This is a genomic window from Bradyrhizobium sp., from assembly GCF_028868675.1.
In the GTDB taxonomy this organism is placed as follows: Bacteria; Pseudomonadota; Alphaproteobacteria; order Rhizobiales; family Xanthobacteraceae; genus Bradyrhizobium.
In genome coordinates this window covers 1-16,690 of record NZ_JAGWUA010000102.1, presented here as the reverse complement: position 1 = coordinate 16,690, position 16,690 = coordinate 1, and the positions used below count along the sequence as shown (strand labels likewise).

Sequence of the window (16,690 nt, the reverse complement as noted above, 5' to 3'; positions counted from 1 at the left end):
CGTGCTCAACGACGTCCAGGCCTCTTTAATTTGGATCAAAGCGCAGCCGGTGCAGCCACTTAAGTTGGCGGGCGAGAGGGACACATGCCGCCTGCCTGCCGCTTTCGCCAGATCGTCGCCGCCATATCCTTCCTCGTCGCCTTCGCGGCGCAGCCGGCGCTTGCCGAGCGCAAGGTTGCCTTCGTGATCGGCAACTCCGGCTATGTGAACGTGCCGCGGCTGCCCAATCCGCGAAACGATGCCGGCGACATGATCGCGCGGCTGAAATCGCTCGGCTTCGACGTCATCCCCGGGCTCGATCTCGATCGCAATACCTTTCTCACCTCGCTCGCCTCGTTCGGACGCGCGGCGGAGGGCGCCGACGTTGCCCTGTTCTTCTATGCGGGCCACGGCCTGCAGGTGAATGGCCAGAACTATCTGGTGCCGGTGGACAGCAAGGTGGAGTACGAGGCGGAGCTCGATATCAATCTGATCCCGGTCTCGCTGGTGATGCAGCAATTGGCGCGAGGCAGCCGCGTCAACATCGTCATGCTCGACGCCTGCCGCGACAACCCCTTCGCCAAGGATCTGTCGCGGACGCTCGGCACGCGCTCGTCCTCGGCGCTCGGGAGAGGCTTGAGCCGCATCCAGACCGCCTCCGGCACCTTCATCGCGTTCGCGACCCAGCCGGACAACGTCGCCCAGGACGGCACCGGCCGCAACAGCCCGTTCACCCAGGCGATGCTCGCCCATATCGACCAGCCGGGCCTGTCGCTCTCCGATCTCATGATCGAGGTCCGCAACGAGGTCATGCAGCAGACCAACGGCAAGCAGGTGCCCTGGGATTCCTCCTCGCTGACCGGCCGCTTCTCGTTCAAGATCGAAGGCATCATCACGGTGACGCCGGAGGGCGGCGGCGCCAAGCCGGCCGCGCCTGCCGCGGCGCCCGTCGATTCCAAGGCGCTGGAGCTTGCGGTATGGCGGGCGATCGAGAATTCCAGCGATGCCGCGGCGTTCGAAAAATTCTTGTCCGATTTTCCGGACGGCGTGTTCGCCTCGGCGGCGCGCAACCGCATCGCGGCGCTGCGGCCGTCCGCGACGGCACGAGCGCCGACATTGACGCAGGAGGCCGCCTGCGCCGATCCCGCCGTCATCGACGACGACTTCACCGCGTCGGGGCGGCTGAGCGGGGTCAGCCACGGCGTGGTGTTCGCCAAGGGTGCGGATGCCGGCGCAACCTTCACGCGCAAGCGCGAAAGCCGCATCGTCTATTCTTACGGATCGACCAGATTGCCGCGCTCCGGGACGCTGGAATGGGTCATCAACGTGTCGAGCGGCTACTTCTATTCCGCGGGCAAGCTCAACGAACATGCCGGCTGCGCGGTGATCTTCACCACCGACATCCAGGGCGGCGACGTCACCTGGCCGGGCAGCGCCTGGCTCTACGCCTGCGCCAACGGCGACATGCGCTTTCACATCGCCGGCGCCAAATACGAACCCGGCCATCGGCCTGAATTCAAGCTCGAGGTCAAGGGCTCGCCGTTCAGCTTCGGCGTGTGGCACCGCGTCGGCGTGAGCTACGGCAATCAGGGCCGCTACGTCATGGTGGACGGAACGCTGGTCGGCTCCGACGCCGGCATGACGCAACAGCTCGGTGCCGGCGGCACCCACCAGGCCTCGATCGACAATCCGACGATCGGCGAGTCGGTCTCCGGATTCTGGCCCAACAACCAGCATGAAGGCGGCTTCGAGGGCACGGTCGCGCGCTTTCGGGCGTCCGACGTGCAGCGAAACTGGTGTCTGGCACGATGACGCGGCGGGAATGCCTGCCTTGATCAAACGCAATAGCCGAGGCGGCGGCCGGCGCCATAGGATGGCCGTCGCAAGTGATGGACGCATGGAGCATGAAATGACGTTACGGAAGTGGACGGTTGGCCTGGCGATGCTGTGTGCGTCCTCCTCGCCGGTGTTTGCCCAGGATCTGAAATCGCCATCAGTGGGCGAATACGTGCCGCGGCTCGGCGACATCATGAGCGCGGCGCAGACGCGCCATCAGAAGCTGTGGCTGGCCGGCAAGGCGCAGAACTGGGACCTTGCCGCCTTCGAGCTGCGCCAGCTCAAGGCGAGCCTCGTGGAAGCCGCCGTGCTCTATTCCGGCATTCCCATCTCCAACGTCACCACGCTGGAGGCGCCGCTCAATGCGGTGTCGGCGGCGATCGCGGCCAAGGACGGCAAGAAATTCGCTTCGGCCGCGGCCGATCTCACGGCAGGCTGCAACGCCTGTCACCGCACCATGGAGCGCGGCTTCATCGTCATGAAGGTGCCGGCCGACCCGCAGCCGTTCGGCAACCAGGCGTTTCCGCCGGAGCGCAAGCCGTGACGGAACCGGCCCCGCGCCGCCGCGGTTGACGCTCGGGGCGCAACAGGAGGCGCGGCCATGATCCGCAAATTGCGATCCGGCGAATACCGGCTCTATTCGCGCAAGGTCGACCCGAAGACCGGCAAGCGCCGCAATCTCGGCACCTTCAAGAGCCGCTCGACGGCCGAGAAGCACGAACGCGAGGTGCAGTACTTCAAGCGGCATTAATCGTGCGTCTGCGGCGATCTTACGGCCATTTTCTTGCGCAAGCGGCCGTCCGGGCGCAGAACGGGCTTCCATGCGTGCGGCGGATCGATTAAGAGCGGCCGCAGCGAAATCCACCAGAAATCCGATGATCCGTCTCGACAACGTCAGCAAGCAGGCTGGCCACCAGATCCTGTTTATCGAAGCCTCCGCAGCGCTCAACAAGGGCGAGAAGATCGGCCTGGTCGGTCCGAACGGCGCGGGCAAGACCACGCTCTTCCGCATGATCGCGGGCCAGGAGCTGCCCGACGAGGGGCAGGTCTCGACCGATCGCGGCATCACCATCGGCTATTTCAGCCAGGACGTCGGCGAGATGAGCGGCCGCAGCGCCGTCGCCGAGGTGATGGACGGCGCCGGTCCCGTCAGCGAGGTCGCCGCCGAGCTCCGCGAGCTCGAGACCGCGATGGCCGATCCCGATCGCGCCGACGAGATGGAGCACGTCATCGCCCGCTACGGCGAGGTGCAGCACCGCTTCGAGGAGCTCGACGGCTATGCGCTGGACGGCCGGGCGCGCGAGGCGCTCGCCGGCCTCGGCTTCAGCCAGGAGATGATGGAGGGCGACGTCGGCGCGCTCTCGGGCGGCTGGAAGATGCGGGTGGCGCTGGCACGCATCCTCCTGATGCGTCCCGACGTCATGCTGCTCGACGAGCCGAGCAACCATCTCGATCTCGAAAGTCTGATCTGGCTCGAGCAGTTCCTGAAGGGCTACGAAGGCACGCTGCTGATGACCTCGCACGACCGAGAGTTCATCAACCGCGTGATCTCCAAGGTGATCGAAATCGACCAGGGCTCGCTCACCACCTATTCCGGCGACTACGAGTTCTACGAGCAGCAGCGCGCCATGGCCGAAAAGCAGCAGCAGGCGCAGTTCGAGCGCCAGCAGGCGATGCTCGCCAAGGAGATCAAGTTCATCGAGCGCTTCAAGGCGCGCGCCTCGCATGCAGCCCAGGTCCAGAGCCGGGTGAAGAAACTCGACAAGATCGAGCGGGTCGAGCCGCCCAGGCGGCGCCAGACCGTGGCGTTCGATTTTCCCCCGGCGCCGCGCTCGGGCGAGGACGTCGTGGCGCTGAAGAACGTGCACAAGGGTTACGGCAGCAGGCGGGTCTATGACGGGCTCGACTTCATGATCCGCCGGCGCGAGCGCTGGTGCGTGATGGGCGTCAACGGCGCCGGCAAGTCGACGCTGCTCAAGCTCGTGGCCGGCGCGAGCGAGCCCGACGAGGGCACGGTGGCGTTGGGGGGCAGCGTCAAGCTGGGCTATTTCGCCCAGCATGCGATGGACCTGCTCGACGGCGAGCGCACGGTGTTCCAGACGCTGGAAGACGCGTTTCCGACCGCGGGGCAGGGAAGCTTGCGTGCGCTCGCCGGCTGCTTCGGCTTCTCCGGCGACGACGTCGAGAAGCGCTGCCGGGTGCTGTCGGGCGGCGAGAAGGCGCGGCTCGTGATGGCGAAGATGCTGTTCGATCCGCCAAACTTCCTGGTGCTGGACGAGCCGACCAACCATCTCGACCTTGCCACCAAGGAGATGCTGATCGCGGCGCTGTCGGACTTCGAGGGCACCATGCTGTTCGTCTCGCACGACCGGCATTTCCTCAGCGTCCTCTCCAACCGGTTGCTGGAGCTGACCCCCGAGGGCATCCACCAGTATGGCGGCGGCTATACCGAATACGTCGCTCGCACCGGCCAGGAGGCGCCGGGGTTGCGTTCGTAGCGGAGCTGCCTCGGATTGCGTTTCGCTTTGTCCGACTTGGCTTGTAGCCCGGATGGAGCGCAGCGAAATCCGGGGAGGTCGTGCCGTGCGCCAAGCCGCTTGCGAAACTCTCGATCGCCCATCCCGGATTGCGCTGCGCTCCATCCGGGCTACCAGGAAGCGTCGGTCAACCCTGAGGAGCGAAGCGAAATCCGGGGATCAAGCGTCGCGTTCGCCGTAGTTGCCGCCGTCGATTTCGCCGCTGCCTCCCCAATCAGCAGGCAGTATGCCCTCACGGATGTAACGATGCAGAGACGAGTGCGGCCAGTCGGACGGCGAGGTGACCAGGCCATGCTTGACCGGATTGAAATGGATGTAGTCGGCGCATCGCTCGAGGTCACTCTGCCGCCATCGATCCGAGAAATCTGAGTCCCCCGTCGGGCAATGTCATGATGGCATGCAGGTGATCGGGGAGGACCACGATCGCATCCACGACGAACGGCTTCTTGTCGTGGGCCGCCCGGAACGCCTCGCGCAGCGACGCGGCGTAGTTCGTGAGTACGGACGATCTTCGATCTTCCAGTGTGACCGTGAAGAAGAATGTCCCGCCGGGCAGGAAATTGCGTCTGTACCGCACCATACGCTGCAGTCTATCCCGGATTTCGCTTCGCTTCATCCGGGCTACAACTTGGTGCCAGCTTGATGCCGGCAATCGCCGCCGCTACCCTTTCTGAGCAAACCGGGAGCGAGGCGGCCATGCGGCAGATCAGGATCGGCGACATCACCATCGATGCGGTGATCGAGCGGGAGGGACCGTGGCGGCGGCCGCAGGATTTCTTTCCGGCCTATGACGAGGCGGTGTTCCGCCGTCACCTGCCGACCATGGAGCCGGAGGTGTTTGACGACTCCCGCGGCATGATGGTCATCACCTATCAGACCTTCGTGGTGCGCACGCCGCGCTACACCATTCTGGTCGACACCTGCACCGGCGAGGACAAGGGCCATCCGCCGCCGTTCGATTTTCCCGGCAAGGAGCGCTGGCGCAATGAATTGTTCGCGCTCGGCGTCGGCTTCGAGCAGGTCGACTACGTGTTCTGCACTCATTTGCACATCGATCACACCGGCTGGAACACGAGCTTGCGCGACGGCCGCTGGGTGCCGACGTTCCCGAACGCGAAATACGTCTTCCACAGGGGCGAGTATGCAGCGTGGGAGGCGGAGCACGCCCAGGGCAAGAATCCGCCGGGCACCGTCTTCCGCGACAATTGCCTGCCGATCGTCGAGGCCGGGCAGGCGCTGCTGGTCGACGACGACTACGCGCTCGACGATACCGTCACGCTGACGCCGACGCCGGGCCATTCACCCTGTCATTGCTGCGTCAACATCTTCTCGAAGGGCCAGCGCGCGGTGGTCGCCGGCGATCTCATGCATCACCAGATCCAGTGCCGGGAGCCGGACTGGTCGGCCAGGCCGGACTGGGATCCGCAGCAGTCGGCGGTCTCGCGGCGAAAGTTCTTCGCCTCCGTCGCCGATACCGACACGCTGATTTTGCCGGTGCACTTTCCGGCGCCGACGGTCGGCTGGATCAAGCCGCTCGGCAAAGCCTTCGACTACCGCTTCAGGCGGCAGTAGCACCGCCTGCGCCAGGCGGCACGATGCGCCCGGCCGTGGCCGGGCGCATCGTGATTGCGGGTTGCGCGGGTGCCTTACGCGCTGGTCTCGCACTTCTTCATGAAGCTGTTCTTGGCGGCGCCCGCGAGCGGCTTGCCATCCGAGCCGACGGCCTTGGCCGAGCAGGTGTCCTCCTTGCATTTCTTCATGAAGGAGGTCTTGGCGGCGCCGGCCAGCGGCTTGCCGTCCTTGCCGACGGCCTTGCTTGCGCAGGTGTCGTCCGCGAAGGCCGACCCGGCCGCAAAGGTGGCGACGATCGCCGCCAGGAAAATTCGCTTCATCATGGTGTCTCCTCAACCAAGGACTGGTTCGGGAATTGGAACCCCAGAATCGTGGCGCAATCAAGCAGAGATCGGCAGAGATCGGCGTCCGGCGGATGCCCGTTTCAATTTTTCCATCGCTCGACGGTTGCAATGGCACGGTCGAGCACGTCGTTCAGTGCAGCCTGGTTGGCCGGAACGGACTGCCGGCGCGGTATCGGATAGTCGAAATCATGCGTTGCGCCGGGATAGACCATGAGATCGATCCCGGTGCCGGCCTGCCGCGACTGCTCGGCGACCTGCTGGCAGATCGTCGGCGAGACTTCTTCGTCCTCGGCGCCCAGGAACATCGCGAGCGGCGCCGTGGTCGAGACCACCGGCGACAGCAGCGCTTTCGGCCCGCAGCCGGGATAGAAGACGAGTGCGCCGCGATAGCCGCCGGTCGATCCCTGGCGGATCATCACGTTCAGCGCGGTGCTGCCGCCGTTCGACCAGCCCTGCAGGAAGATCCGGCTGCCGATCACGTCGTTGCGGCCGCGCAGCCAGGCCAGCGCACCCTCGGCGTCGAGCGGCCGCACGGTCTTCTCGTTGACGTCGGCGCGATCGGGATCGTCATGGGTGAAGCGGCCGAAACCATGCGCCTTGCTGCGCGGACCAAAACTGTCCGGCAGCAGCGCGAGATAGCCGCGGGTGGACCAGTATTCGCCCCACATCACGTGCCGCTTCGAGAGTGTCGCGGCATTGCAGGACGATGCAATGCCCGGCGAGACGTCGGTGCAGCCCGCGTTGTCGTTGCTGGAATAGAGGCCGCCGCGGCCGTGCAGCAGGACGATGGCCGGGTGCGCTCCGGCCGTTTGCGGCCTGTACAGATACCCGACGAGTTGCGTGCTGCCGTCGGTGCTGCCGAAATAGACGGTTTGCGGCTCGGCCAATGCCCCCGAGATCAGCAGCATCGAGGCGACGGCGCTGCAGAGATTGCGGATCGTGGAGTGGGGCATGGCGGACGGAGCCTGTTGTCTTTCTGCAAGGCCTGGGGCCACACCGCGGCCCAGCGGGGCTAGACGCCGCGCGCGAGCAACGCCTTGAAATCGGCGCGGGCGCGCTGCGCTTCGGCGCGCGCCGCATCCGACGCTTCACCCATGCCGAAATAGCCGTGGATCAGGCCGGGCCCCTCGTGATGCTTCACGCGCACGCCGGCCGCTTCCAGCGCGCGCGCATAGGCTGTGCCTTCGTCACGCAGCGGATCGAACCAGGCGGTGGTGACCACCGCCGGCGCGACACCGGCGAGCGAGGTCGCCCGCAGCGGCGACGCGCGCCAGTCCGGGGCCTGGCCGGGGTCGGCGAAATAGTGGCCGGCGAACCACTCCATCACGCTGCGCGACAGGAAATAGCCTTCCGCATTCTCGGCGCGCGAGGGAAAGCGGGCGTTCTCGCGCGCATCGGCGTAGTTGCCGACCGCGTCGGTCGCGGGATAGACGAGCAATTGCGCGGCGAGTTTGAGGCCGGCGTCGCGGCAGGCAATGGCGGTGGCGGCGGCGAGATTGCCGCCCGCGCTGTCGCCGGCGACCCCGACGCGGCCGGCATCGCCGCCAAATTCCGCAATGCGGTTGAACACGTCGCGCGTCGCCGCAAAAGCATCCTCGAAGGCGCCGGGAAAGCGCGTTTCCGGCGGGCGCCGGTAGTCGACGGATACGACGACGGCGCCGGTTTCGATCGCGAGCCAGCGCGCCTGCCGGTCATGGGTCTCGAGATCGCCGGCGACCCAGCCACCGCCATGGAAGAATACCACCGTCGGCGACGATGCCGTGCCCATGCGGTAGACGCGCGCCGCGGCCGGCCCGGCGCCGCCCGCGACCGCGATGTCCTCCGTGCTCGCGACCGGCGGCGGCGGCACCGCGGCACGCGCGGCAGCAAGTGCACGCAAGGAATCGCGGGCGCTTTGCGGTGTCATGGTCGCGGCATCGCGCAACGGCAACAGCGGAATGATCTGGGCGATGACGGGATCGAGCGGCGCAGCCATGGCGTCTCCGTGGACTTCGTGGTTTGAGCTTCTTGGTTTTCGTTGCGCCCCAGCATAGGTTTCGCGCGCCGCGTCGGCAACCGGCCGGCGCGTCATGGGCACCGTCGCGGCGCGCACGTCGAGGCAGGGGGAGAGAACGTGGAATTCGAAAAGCTGGTGCAGTCCCGTCGCAGCGTGCGCGGATTTACCAAGGAGCCGGTGTCGCGCGCGGTGATCGAGGCGATCATCGAGACGGCCAAGCGTGCGCCGTCCTCGATGAACACCCAGCCCTGGCACGTCCACGTGCTGACCGGCGGGCCGCTCGAGGAGGTGCGCCGCCGCAACATGGAGGAGATGGTCGCGGGCGCCAAGGCCAAGCGCGATATCGTCAGCCACGGCGAGTACCAGGGCGTCCATCGCACTCGGCAGGTCGACATCGCCAAGAAGCTGTTCGGTGCGATGGGGATCGCGCGCGACGACAAGCCGATGCGGCAGGACTGGGTGCTGCGCGGCTTCCGCCAGTTCGACGCGCCGGTCTCGCTGGTCTTGACCTATGATCGCGAACTCGATCCCGGCGCGGTCTGCCATTTCGACCTCGGCGCGCTGTGCTACGGCATCGTGCTCGCGGCCTGGGACCGCGGGCTTGGAACCGTAATCAACGGGCAGGGCATCATGCGGTCCGACATCGTGCGCGAGGTCGCCGCCATCCCCGAGGACGAGGTCATCATGACCTGCGTCGCGATGGGCTATCCGGACGACGGCTTTGCCGCGAACGCCGTCCGCTCCGACCGGGAGGCGAACGAGGAGTTCGTGCGCTTCGTCGGCTTCGCCGATTGAGGCTGGCCGCGGTCACGCGGGCGCGCTCGGAGAATTTGCGGTCGACCGGAAGCCGGCTCTTGCAATCCGCTGGCGTCGGGAGGAACAATAGCGGCGCAAGACGGTTTGTTGCTGGCGCGAGGATCCGGGTATGCGGCGGCTGGCTGGCCTGTTTCGGCGTTTCTTCGGGGCGCGTGCGCGACCCCTCGAGGATGACGCGGCCCTGCCTTTCACAGCCGAGGAATTTGCCCGCCTGATCCAAAGCGGAAAGCACGAGGACATGCAGACGCTGGCCGACGGATTGGCCTGCCGGTCGATCCCGCGCCGCCGCTCCGCCCATCGCGCGACGCACTGACCGCATGCGTCGTACGCCGTGGGGCTATCTGCTCAGGGCAACCTCCCTGAACGAGGCGACGAGCGCCTTTTCCAGCTTGCCGTTCATCCCGCACAGAATGTCGTAGGCCTGCTGACGCGACATGGTCGGCTTGTAGTATCGATGTTCGATCAACGCCCCGAAGATGTCGGCGATCGTCAGGATCCGAACGATATCCGAGATGCTTTGGGCGCAAAGTCCGTCCGGATATCCGCTGCCGTCGAGATATTCGTGATGATGCCGGACCGCGTCGAGGATTTCGGCCGAGACGTTCTGCAGGTCCTTCAGAACCTCATATCCCGCAGTCGGATGCGTTTCGATGAGGGCGCGCTCCTCGTCGTCCAGGCGTCCCGGCTTGTCCAGGATCGCCAGGGGAATTCTGGCCTTCCCGATGTCGTGGAACATGGCCGCCGTATAGAGCCGTTCGAGATCGGTCTTCCGGAGGCCCAGGCTCAGTCCAAAGTCGACCGCAAGGCCCGTCACCAGCAGGCAATGCTGGTAGGTTCCCTCGTGATGGCGCCGCACGGTCGTGAGCCATTCCGACAGACCATGCTCGGCGATGCGGTCGGCGATCTTCCCGCCCGCCTCCCTGGTGCCGTCGACATCGACCGGCGCGCCGAACGAGGCCGCGTCGAACATCGATGCAATGGCGGTTGCGGCCGCTTCGACGGCATCGTTCTTCCCCGAGGTGCCGCCGGATGAGGCGGCCGGGTCCGCCGGATCGGTCAGGGCCGCCACCAGTTTCGTCCGGTCGATCGTGCCGGAAAGGACCAGTGTCGCTCCGAGCGCGTAGGCCTGCGAGATGCTGACGTGCGACGGCTCCTCCACCAGGAAGATGCGTTTGCCCGCCCGGTTCAGACGTGGCGCTCGCTTCTTGAGCGCGGCAATGTTCTCGACGGCACGAAGGTCGGCACGGACCACCACGGCAAAGGGCGCGTGCGGAAGCTTGGCCTCGACGTCGAGCCGCTCTCCCGCGACCTCGAATCTGCGCTCGAGAGCGGCGCAAACCGCCGACAGCTTGTCCGACCTGTCAGCTAGCACATGCACGAACATGACGGCTGTCTCCGTGTCCCGGATGCGGCCGGCACGGCGTGAATTGTCCGGGGTATCGTGCGGCAATGGATGGCAACATGTCCGATCTCAAATGCCCTGCTCGACGATGGACCGGTCAAGCCGATTTGTCCGGACCGGGCCGTTGCGACGCCGTGTTTTGTGAGCTCGATGCCTTCGCCCGCTCTTTCCGGCCGCCGGCATCGACGAAATGAACGCCCGCCATGGTGCCGTCGATCCACACCAGTTCGCAGCGCCGATAGGCGAGGCCCGTCGACGACAGCAGCATGAAGAACTCCTTGGCCTGCAGCACGTCGAGCGTCCCTTCGACCTCGATCTTGGCGCCGGTCTGGGAAACGTCGAGCAACACGCAGCTGCGCCGCCAGGTCCCATCGGAGCCCATCAGGTTGACGGGTTGCCTGTGCTCCATCCGGACGCGAAGTGTCTTGCGATTGTCGAACTTCATCGCTTGGCTCCGGATTTTGCACCATTGTTGCTTGCGGCCGTGCGGCCGGCGCCTGCGGCCATGTCTCCCCAGCGCACGGCCCATTGGCTGGTCGACAGGTAGAGCTCTTCGAACAATTGCTGGGCGCGTTCGCGCTGCTCGTCGGAGAGCTGGCCCGCGTCGCGGGTTTTCAGGATCGTGAGCGTCGTCTGCCAGTTCAGCCGCGAAGCCCGGCATGCCATCACCAGACTCGTGCAATCCGCGTCCGCCATGATGGATTCGATGATCTCGGTCGGGGCGTCCGAGAGAACCGACAGGGAGGCAATCAGGTTCGCCGTCTCGTTGCGCATCGCGAAGCGGTTGACGGTGGAATCGTTGAGTTTCCCGATACGGCTGAGTGCGACCACCGTCGACCTGGCCTCGGAATAGTCGACGGGGCGCCGTTCCTTCACGCCCAATCCTCGGGCAATCGGCCCAGCCGCTTCCTTGATGCGCTGGCGCAATTCGCAGTCTGTTGCATCGGCGATCCCGCCGATCGCCTCGCCCGGCGCCGCCGACGGCAGCTCGCGCAGGATCGCGTCCGTCCTCAGCGACAGGTCCTTCGTGACCTCGTCGTCGTCCCGCGCCTTCGCGACCAGGGTCGCTTGGCCGGCGGCGGAGAACCGGGCGCCCGAATTCCTCACCAGGGCGCGGCAGACATTCCGGCCGCCGCGCTGCAGCAAGATATCGGTGAGGTCTTCGGCGAGCTCGCGTCGGTCCGCGATTGCCAGGAGATGCTGCTCGCCGCGCGAACCCGCAACCGCCTCGAGATCGCCGGGACGGATCGCCTGCGACTTCCGGAGCACAGGGGCCGCGACCGCCGGATCATCGTGGAACACGAGGCGCCGCAGCGTTTCCGCCGGCGCGGGTTTCAGGTCGACGAGCGCTTCGCCGAGCTTGACGAGCACCTTTGTCTCGATGCGCTCGGTCAGGCGGATCAGGACCGCGTCGAGGACGCCGATCTCATGCTGCCGAAATCGATCGCGACCGGCGACCAGCAGATCCGTGGTCCGCCACAGCATGCGGGCATGGCGATCGGGAGAAGAGCCTGAGATTGCGCTTTCAAGGTCGGCAACAATATCGGCAGGCAAAACTGCACTCATGGCGGGCCTGATCCGCAAAGGAACTTGTACTTACGAACCGGTGTATTACGCGCCTAAATTGTTAAAAAATGCATTATAGGACCGACTCGGAACCAGTCCCATTGCACCGCGGAAGAACCGGCCGTGGCGGTGGTCATCGCGCCCTGCGGTCGAACTCGGCCAGGATCGCGTTGGTCGCGCCATCCCGCCCTTCCGGGCAATATCTTGCGATGGCCTGCGCGAAGATCGGGTTATCGGACACCGCCGCGAACAGGGTCATCGACGAGCGGAATTTTACGTCATCGGGCGCGCCGAGAATCGCGTCGAGGCTGCGGCCCTCGATGGCGAGCACCAGGCGGGTGCATTCGACGAGCCGCGGTCCCAGCACCGGATGGGCGAGGTAGGCGACAGCCTCCTCGCGCGAGGCGATTGCATAGCGCTGCGACATGGCGCTGAACCCGAGGCCTTCGACCTGCGGGAAGATGAACCACATCCAGTGACTCTGCTTCCGGCCGCGGGTGAGCTCGGTCACCACGGCGGGGTAGACGGGGTCCTGGGCGCGAACGAAGCGGTTGAGGTCGAACGGATCGGTCATCGGCACCCCCGGGCGGTCGCGATTATGCCTCACTTTTGGCTCCTGATATGGTAGCTGGTAGAGAATCCCGGCAGTTGGGCGCCGCCGGGGGTCGATTTGGGGAACTGATGGGATCGAGGGCAGCACGCGTCGAAGGACTGTTGTCGCGCCGCCGGGTCGGGCGGTCCGAGACGGTGTTGCTGTTGCTGGCTGCGTTCGCCCTGTCGGTCGGAGCGGCGGCCTGGATCGCCAATGCCGACGCCACCGCGCCTGTCACGTCGGCGGATTTGTCCTCCGGCGGTGGCAGCACGTTCGACGAGCGTTTTCACTCCCTGTCTGGCGGACAACCCGGCCGGTCCGGCGACCGTTCGGCGGTGAGCGCACTCCAGTTCAAGTTGCGGGACGCCAAGACGCTCCTGGCCCGGCAACTCCTCGACGACGACTGGCGTTCGACCCTGGCCGGAGACGACAGGCTTGCGGCCGGCGACGCCAATCTGGCGCAAAAGTCCGGGGTCCCGCTACCGCGGTCGCGCCCGGCCCAGGCCGATCTCGCCGCCCAGATCGCCTCGAGCCAGGCCTATGCCGATACACTGCCCAAGGGCGACGGCCGGTCGTGGTTGCAGAAGCTGGGCGACAGGATCAAGCTGGCCTCGCTCAATCCGGGCGTCGGGTTGTTCAACCAGGGGCCCGATCTCGCCGCGCTCGGCTACGACGCGCAGACCGCCGTCTACGACATCTCGGCGCGCGCAGTTTACCTGCCGAGCGGCCTGGTCCTGGAGGCGCATTCCGGCATGGGACAGCTGAAGGACGATCCCGACCACGTACACGAGGCCAATATCGGCGCGACGCCGCCCGCGGTCTACGACCTGAAGCCGCGCGAGAAGCTGTTTCATGGCGTGCGGGCACTCCGCATGACCCCGGCGGAAGGCAGCAGCGCGCTCGGCCGCGTCGGCCTGCTGACCCACAGCTATCTGCTCGGTTCGGGCGGCGATTCCAACGGTTGCGTCTCGATCAAGTTCTACGATCGGTTCCTGAAAGCGTACGACAATGGCGAGTTCAACCGCCTCGTGGTCGTGCCGAGCCTGAGCGGGGCGACTTCCGTATCGCAGCGCACGACCACGGACTCCTGACGCCATCGAAGCCGCGCGGCGGCGATTGTTCCTTCGTCAAGCCGTCATCGTCCAGAACCAGCGCATGAGCGATCCATCCAGTTCCGACACCCGGCTGCGCACGACGTTCAAGATCCGGCTGAACGGCGAGACGCTCGCGATCGCGACCGTGGGTCAGGCCTATCAGTTCCTCACCAACTACAATTCGGTCGAGTGGATGGAATTCCGCGCGCTGCACGAGAACGCCGTGACGGCCCTCGAGGGTGCCGCCGGCAACGCCATGCTGACCGTGCAGGCGACCGACGCCGTCCGCGCGCTGTTCGTGAGCGCTAAACTGCTGTGAGCGGCCCTGCAGCCGATCAGGCCGGCGATGCGAGCGGCTTGCCCTTCTCGACGACGTAGGTGCTGACGACCACGGTCTTCGTATCGCCGTTCTTGGCGCCGGCATGCGGTGTCGCAACCGGTACCTGGAAGCCGTCGCCCGCCTTCAGCATGCGCGTCGGCTGTCCCTCGATCGGCAGTTCGAGCCCGCCGGAAACGACGTAGCCGGATTCGATTCCCGGATGCGTATGCCGCGCCACCAGGACGCCGGGATCGATGGTGACCTCGGCGACGAGCGTCACATAGCCGGGCGCCGGCCCATCCATCTGCGTCAGCATCTTTCGCGTGAAACCCGCGGGAGCCGGCGGCGGCGTACCTTGCGCCGACGCATCGGTCGCGGCGAACTCGGCCAGTCCACAGAGCGCACAGGATGCAAAGCCGGCAAATCCACGTCTTGTCAACATGATGGTCTCCTCCCGCCAGATTCGGATCATTGGTGTCCGGAGCGAATGGTTGCGAAGAATAGGCCCTTCGACATGGCGTTCAAGGGACATCGCTCGGGATGGGCCCGATCAGCAGGCAGTGTCGATCACGGCACTGCTGAGATGGCTTTCGCGCTGACGCGACCGATGGCGCCGCAAGTCGCGAGAGGGGCGAACTCGCGCGACCTCATCGCCGTCGGTCGCTTCGCTGCTGTCCGACCCAAAATGGCCCCAAAACGGCCACGTAGTTCAACGGGAGATTTAACCGTCCGTTAACCATGGCGGCCCGATCATTAACTATTCAATAACAAGGGACGAGTCGGCAGCCATGGAGGCAGCAGCAAGACCTCAACGCCAATTGGTGCGCCTGCGCGGCCGGTCCTATGTCGCCTTCGTCTTCGTGCCGACGGTCCCGATCGTCGACTGGCTGCAGGAGATCGACGCCACGATCACGCGCTCGCCCGGCTTCTTCGCCGGTCGTCCCGTCGTCGTCGACCTGTCATCGGTCGATCTCAGCCAGTCCGGCATCGCGCATCTGCTCGCAAGCCTGCAGGAGCGCAATATCCGCGTGCTCGGCCTCGAGGGCGTGGAGGAGGCGAGGCTTGCGCAGAACATGCCGCCGCTGTTGTCCGGCGGCCGCCCGACCACGGTCGAGCCGAGTGCGCCGAAGAAGATCGAGCCCAGGCAGCCGGCCTCGCTTCTGCTGGAGAACCCGGTGCGTTCGGGCCAGACCGTGATCTTTCCCGAGGGCGACGTGACTATTCTGGGCTCGGTCGGCTCCGGCGCCGAGGTCGTCGCCGGCGGATCGATCCACATCTACGGCACGCTGCGCGGCCGCGCCATGGCCGGCGTGAACGGACATTCCAGCGCGCGGATCTATTGCCAGAAGATCGAGGCTGAACTGCTTGCAATCGATGGATTTTATCAGACTGCGGAAGACATCGACGTCGCCTTGCGCGGCCGGCCCGCGCAGGCCTTCCTGCAGGGCAACACCATGCGGATCACCGCGCTGAACTGACCAGCAAAGGAGGTTTTTCAAATGGCCAAAGTTCTGGTCGTGACATCGGGCAAGGGGGGCGTGGGCAAGACCACGACGACCGCCGCCCTTGGAGCAGCGCTGGCGCAACGCGGCGACAAGGTCGTGGTCGTCGATTTCGACGTCGGCCTGCGTAACCTCGACCTCGTGATGGGCGCGGAGCGTCGCGTCGTGTTCGATCTCATCAACGTGGTGCAGGGCGTCGCCAAGCTGCCGCAGGCGCTGATCCGGGACAAGCGGCTGGAGAATCTCTGGCTGCTGCCGGCCTCGCAGACCCGCGACAAGGACGCGCTGACGGAGGAGGGTGTCGGCAAGGTGATCGCCGAGCTGCGCGGCCGCTTCGACTGGGTGATCTGCGACAGCCCGGCCGGCATCGAGCGCGGCGCCACGATGGCGATGCGCTTTGCCGACGAGGCGGTGATCGTGACCAATCCGGAAGTCTCCTCGGTACGCGATTCCGACCGCATCATCGGCATGCTGGATTCCCGCACGGTGCGGGCCGAGCGGGGCGAGCGGGTCGAGAAGCACGTCCTGATCACCCGCTACGATCCCTCGCGCGCCTCGCGCGGCGAGATGCTGACGATCGACGACATCCTGGAGATCCTTGCGACGCCGCTGCTCGGCATCATCCCGGAGAGCCAGGACGTGCTGCGCGCCTCCAACGTCGGAACGCCGGTGACGCTGGCGAACACCGACGGCGCGCCGGCGCGGGCCTATATCGATGCGGCGAAACGCCTGTGCGGCGAGAGCGTGCCGATGCAGGTGCCCTCCGAACGCAAGGGCTTCATGGATCGCCTGCTGCGACGGAGGGCGGCATGAGCATGGGTTTGCTCAGGCTGCTCCGCGGCCGCAAGGGCTCCGCACCCGTCGCGCGCGAACGGCTGCAGATACTGCTCGCGCACGAACGCGGATTGCGCGGCCAGCCCGATCTGCTGGGCGTGTTGCGCGAGGAAATTCTCGCCGTCGTCTCCAGGCACGTCACGCTCGATCCCGACAAGGTGATCGTGCGGCTGGAGCGGGGCGACGAGGTGTCGACGCTGGAAGTCGACATCGAGGTGCCCAACGATTTCGAGCGCCGTCGCGTCGCGGCGGGCTAGGGAACCAGAACGTCGGCTCGATCGTTGTGAAAACACCGTGGCGG

General features: G+C 66.1%; 21 protein-coding genes and 1 pseudogene. 13 read left to right on the top strand and 9 right to left on the bottom strand.

The window, feature by feature from the left end; genetic code table 11:
- The first annotated feature begins 84 nt into the window (after positions 1-84).
- The 4 genes from KGM94_RS14760 to KGM94_RS14745 all read left to right on the top strand — a co-directional run bounded on the left by KGM94_RS14760 (position 85) and on the right by KGM94_RS14745 (position 4,313).
- Positions 85-1,791: a caspase domain-containing protein gene (locus KGM94_RS14760; RefSeq protein ID WP_300260224.1), complete on the top strand. Its 1,707-nt coding sequence runs from the start codon at positions 85-87 to the stop codon at positions 1,789-1,791.
- Positions 1,792-1,888: 97 nt separating this feature from the next.
- A complete protein-coding gene (locus tag KGM94_RS14755) occupies positions 1,889-2,359 on the top strand; it encodes a hypothetical protein (RefSeq protein WP_300260221.1) in 471 nt (156 codons plus the stop codon).
- A gap of 57 nt (positions 2,360-2,416) precedes the next feature.
- Positions 2,417-2,566, top strand: coding sequence for a hypothetical protein (locus tag KGM94_RS14750; RefSeq protein ID WP_300260218.1), 150 nt, complete (start codon positions 2,417-2,419; stop codon positions 2,564-2,566).
- Between the two features lie 124 nt (positions 2,567-2,690).
- On the top strand, positions 2,691-4,313 hold the full coding sequence (locus KGM94_RS14745; RefSeq protein WP_300260211.1) for an ABC-F family ATP-binding cassette domain-containing protein: 1,623 nt from the start codon (positions 2,691-2,693) through the stop codon (positions 4,311-4,313).
- 198 nt (positions 4,314-4,511) lie between these two features.
- On the opposite strand, the pseudogene KGM94_RS14740 reads toward KGM94_RS14745, so the two are convergent.
- Positions 4,512-4,932: pseudogene (locus KGM94_RS14740) on the bottom strand (transposase).
- Positions 4,933-5,048: 116 nt separating this feature from the next.
- On the opposite strand from KGM94_RS14740, the gene KGM94_RS14735 reads away from it, so the two are divergent.
- Entirely contained in the window at positions 5,049-5,924 is an 876-nt protein-coding gene (locus KGM94_RS14735; protein ID WP_300260208.1) for an MBL fold metallo-hydrolase, read from the top strand.
- Between the two features lie 74 nt (positions 5,925-5,998).
- On the opposite strand, the gene KGM94_RS14730 is transcribed toward KGM94_RS14735, so the two are convergent.
- From KGM94_RS14730 to KGM94_RS14720, 3 genes are all read right to left on the bottom strand, one after another.
- Positions 5,999-6,247, bottom strand: a complete 249-nt coding sequence (locus tag KGM94_RS14730) for a hypothetical protein (protein WP_300260203.1) — start codon at positions 6,245-6,247, stop codon at positions 5,999-6,001.
- A gap of 101 nt (positions 6,248-6,348) precedes the next feature.
- Positions 6,349-7,221, bottom strand: coding sequence for a dienelactone hydrolase family protein (locus KGM94_RS14725; protein ID WP_300260200.1), 873 nt, complete (start codon positions 7,219-7,221; stop codon positions 6,349-6,351).
- 59 nt (positions 7,222-7,280) lie between these two features.
- Positions 7,281-8,243 (bottom strand): alpha/beta hydrolase, encoded by a 963-nt coding sequence (locus tag KGM94_RS14720; RefSeq protein WP_300260197.1) that lies wholly within the window; start codon positions 8,241-8,243, stop codon positions 7,281-7,283.
- Between the two features lie 138 nt (positions 8,244-8,381).
- On the opposite strand from KGM94_RS14720, the gene KGM94_RS14715 reads away from it, so the two are divergent.
- Both KGM94_RS14715 and KGM94_RS14710 read left to right on the top strand, forming a co-directional pair.
- Positions 8,382-9,059 carry a nitroreductase gene (locus KGM94_RS14715; protein WP_300260193.1) on the top strand — a complete coding sequence of 226 codons (678 nt, stop codon included), beginning with the start codon at positions 8,382-8,384 and terminating at the stop codon, positions 9,057-9,059.
- Positions 9,060-9,189: 130 nt separating this feature from the next.
- Entirely contained in the window at positions 9,190-9,393 is a 204-nt protein-coding gene (locus tag KGM94_RS14710) for a hypothetical protein (protein ID WP_300260190.1), read from the top strand.
- Between the two features lie 24 nt (positions 9,394-9,417).
- Here the strand turns inward: KGM94_RS14710 and KGM94_RS14705 are convergent, their stop codons facing one another.
- From KGM94_RS14705 to KGM94_RS14695, 3 genes are all read right to left on the bottom strand, one after another.
- Positions 9,418-10,464 carry an HD domain-containing phosphohydrolase gene (locus KGM94_RS14705; protein ID WP_300260187.1) on the bottom strand — a complete coding sequence of 349 codons (1,047 nt, stop codon included), beginning with the start codon at positions 10,462-10,464 and terminating at the stop codon, positions 9,418-9,420.
- A 115-nt stretch (positions 10,465-10,579) separates the two neighbouring features.
- Positions 10,580-10,927 carry a PilZ domain-containing protein gene (locus tag KGM94_RS14700; protein WP_300260184.1) on the bottom strand — a complete coding sequence of 116 codons (348 nt, stop codon included), beginning with the start codon at positions 10,925-10,927 and terminating at the stop codon, positions 10,580-10,582.
- Positions 10,924-11,751, bottom strand: a complete 828-nt coding sequence (locus KGM94_RS14695; protein ID WP_366526246.1) for a DUF2336 domain-containing protein — start codon at positions 11,749-11,751, stop codon at positions 10,924-10,926. The genes KGM94_RS14700 and KGM94_RS14695 overlap by 4 nt, the downstream gene beginning before the upstream one ends.
- Here KGM94_RS14695 and KGM94_RS25295 point away from each other — a divergent pair.
- A complete protein-coding gene (locus KGM94_RS25295) occupies positions 11,680-11,997 on the top strand; it encodes a hypothetical protein (RefSeq protein WP_366526247.1) in 318 nt (105 codons plus the stop codon). The two genes, KGM94_RS14695 and KGM94_RS25295, sit on opposite strands and share 72 nt — an antisense overlap.
- A gap of 184 nt (positions 11,998-12,181) precedes the next feature.
- Here the strand turns inward: KGM94_RS25295 and KGM94_RS14690 are convergent, their stop codons facing one another.
- Positions 12,182-12,622, bottom strand: a complete 441-nt coding sequence (locus KGM94_RS14690) for a DUF1810 domain-containing protein (RefSeq protein ID WP_300260227.1) — start codon at positions 12,620-12,622, stop codon at positions 12,182-12,184.
- A gap of 107 nt (positions 12,623-12,729) precedes the next feature.
- Here KGM94_RS14690 and KGM94_RS14685 point away from each other — a divergent pair, with 107 nt between their 5' ends.
- Together KGM94_RS14685 and KGM94_RS14680 are read left to right on the top strand one after the other, a co-directional pair.
- Positions 12,730-13,731, top strand: a complete 1,002-nt coding sequence (locus KGM94_RS14685; protein ID WP_300260178.1) for a DUF2778 domain-containing protein — start codon at positions 12,730-12,732, stop codon at positions 13,729-13,731.
- Between the two features lie 64 nt (positions 13,732-13,795).
- Complete coding sequence (locus KGM94_RS14680) at positions 13,796-14,053, top strand: hypothetical protein (RefSeq protein WP_300260175.1); 258 nt, start codon at positions 13,796-13,798, stop codon at positions 14,051-14,053.
- A 16-nt stretch (positions 14,054-14,069) separates the two neighbouring features.
- Here the strand turns inward: KGM94_RS14680 and KGM94_RS14675 are convergent, their stop codons facing one another.
- Positions 14,070-14,495, bottom strand: a complete 426-nt coding sequence (locus tag KGM94_RS14675) for a cupin domain-containing protein (protein WP_300260171.1) — start codon at positions 14,493-14,495, stop codon at positions 14,070-14,072.
- Between the two features lie 346 nt (positions 14,496-14,841).
- Between KGM94_RS14675 and minC the strand changes: the two genes are divergently transcribed.
- The 3 genes from minC to minE are packed head-to-tail and all read left to right on the top strand — an operon-like array spanning position 14,842 to position 16,646.
- Positions 14,842-15,531, top strand: a complete 690-nt coding sequence (gene minC / locus KGM94_RS14670) for a septum site-determining protein MinC (protein ID WP_300260168.1) — start codon at positions 14,842-14,844, stop codon at positions 15,529-15,531.
- Positions 15,532-15,552: 21 nt separating this feature from the next.
- Positions 15,553-16,368, top strand: a complete 816-nt coding sequence (gene minD / locus KGM94_RS14665) for a septum site-determining protein MinD (RefSeq protein WP_300260165.1) — start codon at positions 15,553-15,555, stop codon at positions 16,366-16,368.
- On the top strand, positions 16,365-16,646 hold the full coding sequence (minE, locus tag KGM94_RS14660) for a cell division topological specificity factor MinE (RefSeq protein WP_300260162.1): 282 nt from the start codon (positions 16,365-16,367) through the stop codon (positions 16,644-16,646). The genes minD and minE overlap by 4 nt, the downstream gene beginning before the upstream one ends.
- Positions 16,647-16,690 lie beyond the last annotated feature (44 nt).

Excerpts from the sequence above, each read along its gene's own strand:
- KGM94_RS14680 (WP_300260175.1), top strand. The coding sequence starts at position 13,796 with ATGAGCGATCCATCCAGTTCCGACACCCGGCTGCGCACGACGTTCAAG.
- minD (WP_300260165.1), top strand. The coding sequence starts at position 15,553 with ATGGCCAAAGTTCTGGTCGTGACATCGGGCAAGGGGGGCGTGGGCAAG.
- KGM94_RS14700 (WP_300260184.1), bottom strand. The coding sequence starts at position 10,927 with ATGAAGTTCGACAATCGCAAGACACTTCGCGTCCGGATGGAGCACAGG.
- KGM94_RS14705 (WP_300260187.1), bottom strand. The coding sequence starts at position 10,464 with ATGTTCGTGCATGTGCTAGCTGACAGGTCGGACAAGCTGTCGGCGGTT.
- KGM94_RS14750 (WP_300260218.1), top strand. The coding sequence starts at position 2,417 with ATGATCCGCAAATTGCGATCCGGCGAATACCGGCTCTATTCGCGCAAG.
- KGM94_RS14735 (WP_300260208.1), top strand. The coding sequence starts at position 5,049 with ATGCGGCAGATCAGGATCGGCGACATCACCATCGATGCGGTGATCGAG.
- KGM94_RS14760 (WP_300260224.1), top strand. The coding sequence starts at position 85 with ATGCCGCCTGCCTGCCGCTTTCGCCAGATCGTCGCCGCCATATCCTTC.
- KGM94_RS14755 (WP_300260221.1), top strand. The coding sequence starts at position 1,889 with ATGACGTTACGGAAGTGGACGGTTGGCCTGGCGATGCTGTGTGCGTCC.
- KGM94_RS14730 (WP_300260203.1), bottom strand. The coding sequence starts at position 6,247 with ATGATGAAGCGAATTTTCCTGGCGGCGATCGTCGCCACCTTTGCGGCC.
- KGM94_RS14720 (WP_300260197.1), bottom strand. The coding sequence starts at position 8,243 with ATGGCTGCGCCGCTCGATCCCGTCATCGCCCAGATCATTCCGCTGTTG.
- minC (WP_300260168.1), top strand. The coding sequence starts at position 14,842 with ATGGAGGCAGCAGCAAGACCTCAACGCCAATTGGTGCGCCTGCGCGGC.
- KGM94_RS14675 (WP_300260171.1), bottom strand. The coding sequence starts at position 14,495 with ATGTTGACAAGACGTGGATTTGCCGGCTTTGCATCCTGTGCGCTCTGT.
- KGM94_RS14690 (WP_300260227.1), bottom strand. The coding sequence starts at position 12,622 with ATGACCGATCCGTTCGACCTCAACCGCTTCGTTCGCGCCCAGGACCCC.
- KGM94_RS14710 (WP_300260190.1), top strand. The coding sequence starts at position 9,190 with ATGCGGCGGCTGGCTGGCCTGTTTCGGCGTTTCTTCGGGGCGCGTGCG.
- KGM94_RS25295 (WP_366526247.1), top strand. The coding sequence starts at position 11,680 with ATGCTGCTCGCCGCGCGAACCCGCAACCGCCTCGAGATCGCCGGGACG.
- KGM94_RS14685 (WP_300260178.1), top strand. The coding sequence starts at position 12,730 with ATGGGATCGAGGGCAGCACGCGTCGAAGGACTGTTGTCGCGCCGCCGG.
- minE (WP_300260162.1), top strand. The coding sequence starts at position 16,365 with ATGAGCATGGGTTTGCTCAGGCTGCTCCGCGGCCGCAAGGGCTCCGCA.
- KGM94_RS14745 (WP_300260211.1), top strand. The coding sequence starts at position 2,691 with ATGATCCGTCTCGACAACGTCAGCAAGCAGGCTGGCCACCAGATCCTG.
- KGM94_RS14725 (WP_300260200.1), bottom strand. The coding sequence starts at position 7,221 with ATGCCCCACTCCACGATCCGCAATCTCTGCAGCGCCGTCGCCTCGATG.